This window comes from Megasphaera sp. AF13-6AC (genome assembly GCF_027685385.1).
GTDB classification, from domain to species: Bacteria; Bacillota; Negativicutes; order Veillonellales; family Megasphaeraceae; genus Megasphaera; species Megasphaera micronuciformis.
In genome coordinates this window covers 1-7161 of the sequence record NZ_JAQCUN010000064.1, presented here as the reverse complement: position 1 = coordinate 7161, position 7161 = coordinate 1, and the positions used below count along the sequence as shown (strand labels likewise).

Sequence of the window (7161 nt, the reverse complement as noted above, 5' to 3'; positions counted from 1 at the left end):
ATAGCAGCCTTTCTTCGTAATAAACTGACAGCCGATTTTCCGGCAAATTTGGATACACTTGACCTCCCCCTTGATTATTCCTATTTAAAGAGAAAAGAAGTTCGTCTTCAAAACGGCAATCTCGTCTTCGGCAATACTTCAATTCCTATTAAAAATATCCGCCGCGTACTCTGTATGGCTTCGGGTCAAATTAACAATCTTTTGATTTACACATCGGAAAAGGGAGAAGCCAAGGGCTTCTTTAAGAAACTGTTTGATAAGGCGGATATGACCATTCCTCTGACGGCCTTAACCGTACCGGTCATCAATGCCATCGTTGCCCGAAATACGGGCCACGGTATAGATTTTTCTCGTGGCAACAATTGGGACCAGGAAGATTCAAAATATATTATCATCCGCTATCTCGATTCGTCGTATTACTATAACAAAGACGGTACTACATCGACTGAATGGCAAAAAATGGCCGTTGAACGTACAGCTTCTTACAACTATGATATAGCCAATTGGCTGGAAAAATAAAATCTATGACGGGATAGAGGGGACTCAACTCTCTATTCCGTATTTTTAAAATCTGAAAAGGCGGACTCCGATAGCGTTAGCTATCGCACCTTCGTTGGAATTGAGGTATACATTATGATGGCCGGCATGGGAAGTATTATGTATATATTCATTGTTATAGGCATAGTTTGCCTAATCCTTTCAGGCTATAAACTAATGCAATTCTTCGGCTCTAATGCCGAAGAAGGATACAATATTCTTCGCTTTACGAAAGATTCCGTAACTATCAATACGGGATTTTTTCCGCCTACGTACAAACTAAAAGATATTGCCGAAGTCCGTTTTTCGAAAGGTCGTGCACGCGGCCGCATCAGTACCAGCAGCTATATCGGCTATTTACAGGTCATAAAGACAAACGGACACTCGGGGCGATTAATCTCTTTTGACGGCAGTGTGTATTACCGCTTTGTAGTTATTATTACGAATGAGCACATTATAGACTTATCAACGGAAATTTTAATGAATGAATTTCGTCAACGAGGGATCTTGTGTATTAAGGAATAAACGGTATGCGATTCGATAAATTTTTTAAATTTCCCCTGTTTTTTATTCCTTGGGTCTTGTTGTTACTCGTCATGTTGGCGGAACTTTACACAGCCCATTATCTTTGGATACATCATATTCGGATTTGGGGAATGTCGTTTTGGATTACTCTTTTTCTCTTTTGTTTTCCCGGTCTAAGTGCCTTATATATAACGAAACGTATTGTCCTGTATTATGGGGATAAACTACTAATAAAGCTTACGCCGCTTACCTATAGACGAGATAATCTGTTCGATCTTATAAAGACCTTGAAAACCGGTAATACAGACTATGTAAAGGGACTCATTATAGACATCTTCATTACGACCTTCAATATAATCTGCATTTCATTTCTGCCCTTCGGATTTTTATATATGACATTTATTCTATATGATTTTCTGGCCCGTTACCGGGGACTTCCGACGGGACTGTTTTTGTAGACTGCAGCTGTTATATGAACTATACAAAAGGAGATTCGGACTGTGGAAAACACCTTAGGTCTTCAAATAGAAATAACTAAAGAACTAAACGAAAGGCTCATGAGAACTTGTGATATCCGTTTTTATGAAGAACTGCAACAGCCGCAATTTTCGGAAAACGGAGAAGTGTACTCGCATAAATGCCAAGCCTTTGCACACGACGGCAGCGGCGGCGAGTTTGTTCTTCTCGAAGACGGAAGTATCGGCTTAATCAGTAGTGAGGGGAGTGTAGGGCGAGTAGCTGACAGGTTGGACGACTTATTGACCTTCTTAGTTAACGGTGCAAATATTTTCGATTTCAATTATATAAATCTATATAAAAACAAAGAGTTACTCCGAACTTTCTGTATGGCCTATCTGAAGAAAATGCGTAACGAATATGCCGAAAAACGAAGCGATTGGGATGAAATACACGGTGCCTTGGCAAAAAAATTATCCGTACCGTTTACTCCGGAAAACTTGCCGGAATTAGCCGAAACATTCTACCAAGCCGCTACACGCATGCCGACTTTTATATGTTCTTACAAAGACGGAGAAAAAGATTATACATGTGACTCCGTCCTTTCAGATATTTTTCCTCGGTGGATAGGAACCTTATTACAAATGACTAAAGAGGATTTTGAAACCTTGAGCCATAAATAGGTAATTTACAATATACAATCAATTTTATGACAATTTTCCTTTATCTATGGACTTACGTGCCGTACTCATAGGATAATGATAAAAATAATATGTCAGGGGGAGTTTTTATATGGCTACTTGGATGGAAAAGGACGTATTGATTGAAGGCATTTCATCGGTTTTGGGGCCTGCGTCATGGACACACGCAATTGACGACCCGGATTGTATAGCGTTAGCACAGCAGCAAGGCCGACTATATAGAATGAGTCCCGAAGAAATCGATTATAAAAAAGAAATGGCTTTTATAAAGTCCAAAAAAGCCGCTTTAGAAAAATCAGCGCCTGTAGACTAGCATTAGCATGTATAAAAAGCGATGAACTCGATATCTGGTTCGAGTTCATCGCTTTTTTCTTCTTAATAATTTTATTCTTTATTTCCGGCATTCACCCCATTACCGGAAAAATCATCAGGAGAATTTATTAACTGCACAGTAAGGATAACGGGCAATTTTACCTGTCCTTGAATCCAATTTTTAAGACGTTCTGCATCACTTATACTTAAAGGGGAAGCCACAAGAACTTCTACAGCAAATTTATCGGATTTAAAAGAATCCGTATTTTTTTCTTCGGATTTAGAAGAATCCGTATTTTTTTCTTCGGATTTAAAAGAATCCGTATTTTTTTCTGAATCCGTATTTTTTTCTATAGATATCAAAGAGCCGCCTCGAATTAATTGTACTTCAGGAAATAATATAGGGGCTTCCTTGTTCAATCGTTTAATAATCGCCCTATTAGAGTCTTGGTCACCCTTATTTGCATACATCAAAGAAACATTTCTATCATATTTTTCTTTAGAATTTTTAATCAATTGACGAATTTCATCGAAATCTAAACTTTCTTTTCCCTGAATAATTGAAAGCCTTACTTTTTGCAACCGCGGATACGAATTCAATGTATGTTGGAGTCCTTCTATTTCTTCATCACTTAAGGCATCACCAACCAGATCCACCCTCAAAATATTGTCCTGAAGGGAATAGGAAACTACACCGGTCTTTTCAAATTCCATTTTTTCTGAAAGAAATATTCGCACCTGCTCATCTTTCAAAGCTATCTTGTACGGTTTTATTCGCAAAATAGAGGCTTGGCACAGTAATAAGAAGCCCCATTATAATTAAGATTATTCGCTGTTTACGAAAACGAGCTTCATGAATGTTACCGTGTAGAGGTGTTTCTAAAATTTTGAATACTAAAAATGCTGATAGGGTTATAAAAAAAGCATTTATAAAGAATAAATACATAGCCCCCAAGAAAAAGTCGACATTACCCCTGGCAATACCGTATCCGGCTGTACAAAGCGGGGGCATCAATGCTGTAGCAATGGCTACGCCGGGAATAACATTGCTCTTTTCGGTTCTTGTATTGCCTATAGCACCTGCAATGCCTCCGGCTAAAGCAATTAAAACATCCCATATCGTAGGACTGGTTCGTGCCAATAATTCATCCGTAGTTCCTGTTAAAGGGGATATAAAAAAATACACGGTAGCTGTTAAGAGTGCAAAAACTACCTGAAAAACCATCTTGATTAGAGCTTTTCGAATAAAATCCGTATCATAGGTCGCCATTCCGTATCCGGCAGCTAAAATATTACCCATTAGAGGTGATACAAGCATAGCCCCTATAATAACGGCCGTACTGTTTAAATTTAAACCGACACAGGCAATTATAATAGACGCAATCAGAATAATTAAATTAGCTCCGCCTATAGTCATGTCGGATAAAATTCGATCATTAATGACTTCAGATGATGCAGCATCCGACTTTAAATCGATTATTTTATTCCATTTCTCCATGTTATTTATGATTATTTTATTCCATTTCTCCATGTTATTTATAACCTCATATAATAAAATCTATGTCTTATTTTGACTGATTAAGTATAGCAACAATAGTAGCGCTATGCAATAAATTTTTATAAGCACGGAATAAAAGAAACCACTATATATGTATTGAAACACAAATAATCTCATTGTATAATACAGAGTAGCGATTACTTCCGATAACGTTAATTTATCGGAAGTAATAATTAGGGAGAAATGATAGGATATATTCCCGTATCAGCTTTAAATAGCCTTCTTATCTTCTTTTAAGGAGTTTTTGTATGAACTATGATGAACTGGATCACTTTTATATCGGTCGCCCCGTGGCAATTCAAAGAAATTCAAAACTTACTGCCAAGGCTCGACAAAGTATTTATATTGCCAGAGCCGATAATACAATTGATGCCTACGCTTCCGACTGGAAAGATTTTTGCGATTGGTGTGTTCAACATAAACAGGAATACTTCCCGACAAGGGCTGAAACAATTGTCAATTACATTAATGATTTAGCCGATAACGCCAAGGCTAACACTATTGCCCGCCGCGTCAGCGCTCTTACGGAAAATTTCGATGCTGCAGGCCTTACGGATAATCCTTGCCGCCTGCCCTTGGTAAAAGATGCCGTACGCGGTATTAAACGAATGAAAGGCACTATACAGCAGGGAAAGATGCCTATTTTATTCGATGACCTCGTAGATATGTTGAGGCATATCGAGGGACATGAGGCTGAACAGGCTCGTGATCGGGCTATTCTGCTAATCGGTTTTTACGGAGCCATGAGACGGTCCGAAATAGCCTCTTTACACGTAGAGGATTTGCAGTTTTCACGCTTAGGTCTGCGTATCACCGTACGCAACGCTAAGACAGATAAAGCCGGACAAGGTCAAGTGATTTCCATACCGGCCATAGAAGATAAAGAAATAGATGCCGTCACGGCCCTGCAACATTGGTTGCACCTATCGGGTATTACATCAGGCCCGGTTTTCAGGGGCTTTACAAAAAATAAGACCGTTCGCAAAAACGCTATATCCGATAAGTCTGTAGCCCTGATCGTCAAAAAACATGTTGAGGCCGTCGGTATGGATCCGCAATATTTCGGAGCCCATAGCCTACGCCACGGCTTCGCCACATCGGCAGCCCAGCATCAAGTAGATGAACGCAGTATTATGAAACAGACAAGACACAAGTCCCAATCGGTTGTACGAAAATATATTGATGAGGCTGACGGCCTTATCAATAATCCTGTTTTCAAAATTACGGAACGGTCGTAGACTCTTAGAGACTATGTAAAAGACCCTCGGAGTGTCGGCTTACATTCCGAGGGTCTTTTATCTTATATTTTATTTACTTACAGGTACTTTTAAGACCTGACCGGGATAAATATCCTGATTATGGCCGAGATTATTGGCATCTACAATGGCATAAACGGTACTACGTACATCCTTATTATCGGCTGTTGAGGCGGAGGCTATTTTCCAAAGTGTATCACCTTGATGAACCGTAACTGAAACAAATTCTTTTTCGGTCTGATTATTCATCCAACCGATTTGAGTCAAAGAAGCAACTAAGATGACGGCAATAAGGATAAAGCGAATATTTTGAAGTCTTCCGTTACTTTTTTTAGTTTTGCGTTTCATATATATCACACTCCTGTATGTATAAGTCCTTTTATTAAGAACAAACGTTTAGCGAACGAATGTTCTTTCGTTAGATTTATTATATCGCCGAACACTTGTTCTGTCAAGAAAAAAGGAAACAAATGTTTGCTTTTCTATTTGAGATTGTTTATAATGAAACCATCTTACATGGGAGTGATATGCTATATGCTGAATCCGGAAACCTCTTTGACTACTCGACAACGTCAAATCTTAGACTACATACGAAAATGTGTTCATACCCTCGGCTACCCCCCGTCAGTCCGGGAAATTTGCAGTGAAGTAGGCCTTAGTTCTACCTCTACCGTTCACGGCTATCTTACGGATCTGGAAAAATTGGGATTTATTCGCCGAGACCCTTCAAAAAACCGAAAGATAGAACTTCTTGACGAGGGCACGTGGCGTTCCAAAAAAATCGTTCCCCTTCCCTTGGTCGGTACGGTCCGTGCCGGTGCTCCCATTACGGCAGAAGAATGCGTGGAAGACGTCTATCCCTTTGCTGCCGAGTTTATCGGTGATGATGACTGTTTCATGCTTACAGTCCGCGGTGACAGTATGAAAGACGCCGGAATTTTAGAAGGCGATTTACTCATCGTTCGTCAACAAAGTATGGCTCGAAACGGCCAGATTGTCGTAGCTCTTGTCGATGATGAAGCCACGGTCAAACGCTATTACTTTGAGTCTGATCATATTCGCTTACAACCTGAAAACGATGACTATGAACCGATTATTACACGAAACTGTCAATTATTGGGTATCGTCATCGGCGTCTTCAGGACCTATTAAAGAATGCAAAAAGCTCTGATTCGTAAATAAGGTTCTATAATAAATGTTGGGGTCAGCACCGAATAGGTGCTGACTTCAGCATTATTTTTTTGCAAAACAAAAGCATATGAGGCTCGCATGCTTTACAATAAAAGTGTCTAAGCCCTAAAGAAAGGATGCGATCTCATATGCCGACTAATGATTATATATAACCCTTCTTCAATATTAAAGAGGAATTTATTACCAATTCCTACCGGAAAGATAATTTATTAATCTATGAAGTAAGGCTTCCTGCTACAGAGCATACCTGCCCTTATTGCGGGCATACTACGAAATACATAAAGGACTACCGAGTCCGTACGATCAATTTGGGTAGTATCCACGGCTTATATATTTGTGCTAAATACAAGCAACGTAGATATTTTTGCCCTCATGCACCCATTCATTTTCAGAAGAAAATCCCTTTAGTCAGCGTTATAAACAATTAGGTATGACCACCATTACCGAAATCTTTCGCCTACTACATTAGGGGCTGAACTACACGACTATCGCTCGGACTTGCCATGTCTCCGTAACTACCGTCATTCGGTATTGTTCCCTTATTTCTATTACTCGTCCCAAAGAATTACCGACCGTCTTGGGTATAGATGAGTTAAAGCCTGGTTCCCCTTCCCTTGGTCGGTAC

Annotated in this window: 9 protein-coding genes and 1 pseudogene; 7 read left to right on the top strand and 3 right to left on the bottom strand. The window is 39.5% G+C overall.

Annotated features, from left to right (window positions below; all coding sequences use genetic code 11):
- The 4 genes and pseudogenes from PGX78_RS04850 to PGX78_RS04835 all read left to right on the top strand — a co-directional run.
- Nucleotides 1–519 (top strand): annotated as a pseudogene (locus tag PGX78_RS04850) (hypothetical protein); the annotation flags it as partial.
- Nucleotides 520–633: 114 nt separating this feature from the next.
- Complete coding sequence (locus PGX78_RS04845; protein WP_270445635.1) at nucleotides 634–1062, top strand: hypothetical protein; 429 nt, start codon at nucleotides 634–636, stop codon at nucleotides 1060–1062.
- A 500-nt stretch (nucleotides 1063–1562) separates the two neighbouring features.
- Nucleotides 1563–2201 carry a hypothetical protein gene (locus tag PGX78_RS04840; RefSeq protein ID WP_270445634.1) on the top strand — a complete coding sequence of 213 codons (639 nt, stop codon included), beginning with the start codon at nucleotides 1563–1565 and terminating at the stop codon, nucleotides 2199–2201.
- 109 nt (nucleotides 2202–2310) lie between these two features.
- Entirely contained in the window at nucleotides 2311–2532 is a 222-nt protein-coding gene (locus PGX78_RS04835) for a hypothetical protein (protein ID WP_270445633.1), read from the top strand.
- Nucleotides 2533–2603: 71 nt separating this feature from the next.
- Here the strand turns inward: PGX78_RS04835 and PGX78_RS04830 are convergent, their stop codons facing one another.
- Both PGX78_RS04830 and PGX78_RS04825 read right to left on the bottom strand, forming a co-directional pair.
- Nucleotides 2604–3284, bottom strand: coding sequence for a hypothetical protein (locus PGX78_RS04830; RefSeq protein ID WP_270445632.1), 681 nt, complete (start codon nucleotides 3282–3284; stop codon nucleotides 2604–2606).
- Nucleotides 3274–4062: a DUF389 domain-containing protein gene (locus PGX78_RS04825; RefSeq protein WP_270445631.1), complete on the bottom strand. Its 789-nt coding sequence runs from the start codon at nucleotides 4060–4062 to the stop codon at nucleotides 3274–3276. The genes PGX78_RS04830 and PGX78_RS04825 overlap by 11 nt, the downstream gene beginning before the upstream one ends.
- Nucleotides 4063–4337: 275 nt before the next feature.
- Here PGX78_RS04825 and PGX78_RS04820 point away from each other — a divergent pair, with 275 nt between their 5' ends.
- The gene (locus tag PGX78_RS04820; protein ID WP_270445629.1) at nucleotides 4338–5327 is read left to right on the top strand and encodes a site-specific integrase; all 990 of its coding nucleotides are present in this window, start codon (nucleotides 4338–4340) and stop codon (nucleotides 5325–5327) included.
- A 69-nt stretch (nucleotides 5328–5396) separates the two neighbouring features.
- Here the strand turns inward: PGX78_RS04820 and PGX78_RS04815 are convergent, their stop codons facing one another.
- A complete protein-coding gene (locus PGX78_RS04815) occupies nucleotides 5397–5693 on the bottom strand; it encodes a LysM peptidoglycan-binding domain-containing protein (protein WP_006942518.1) in 297 nt (98 codons plus the stop codon).
- A gap of 186 nt (nucleotides 5694–5879) precedes the next feature.
- Between PGX78_RS04815 and lexA the strand changes: the two genes are divergently transcribed.
- Together lexA and PGX78_RS09495 are read left to right on the top strand one after the other, a co-directional pair.
- On the top strand, nucleotides 5880–6497 hold the full coding sequence (gene lexA / locus PGX78_RS04810; RefSeq protein ID WP_006942517.1) for a transcriptional repressor LexA: 618 nt from the start codon (nucleotides 5880–5882) through the stop codon (nucleotides 6495–6497).
- A gap of 203 nt (nucleotides 6498–6700) precedes the next feature.
- Complete coding sequence (locus PGX78_RS09495; RefSeq protein ID WP_442864797.1) at nucleotides 6701–6964, top strand: transposase family protein; 264 nt, start codon at nucleotides 6701–6703, stop codon at nucleotides 6962–6964.
- The last annotated feature ends 197 nt before the right edge of the window (nucleotides 6965–7161 follow it).

Bases quoted from the DNA above. Each gene is read 5' to 3' on its own strand.
- PGX78_RS04845 (WP_270445635.1), top strand. From the start codon at position 634: ATGATGGCCGGCATGGGAAGTATTATGTATATATTCATTGTTATAGGC.
- PGX78_RS04835 (WP_270445633.1), top strand. From the start codon at position 2,311: ATGGCTACTTGGATGGAAAAGGACGTATTGATTGAAGGCATTTCATCG.
- PGX78_RS04825 (WP_270445631.1), bottom strand. From the start codon at position 4,062: ATGGAGAAATGGAATAAAATAATCATAAATAACATGGAGAAATGGAAT.
- PGX78_RS04820 (WP_270445629.1), top strand. From the start codon at position 4,338: ATGAACTATGATGAACTGGATCACTTTTATATCGGTCGCCCCGTGGCA.
- PGX78_RS04815 (WP_006942518.1), bottom strand. From the start codon at position 5,693: ATGAAACGCAAAACTAAAAAAAGTAACGGAAGACTTCAAAATATTCGC.
- lexA (WP_006942517.1), top strand. From the start codon at position 5,880: ATGCTGAATCCGGAAACCTCTTTGACTACTCGACAACGTCAAATCTTA.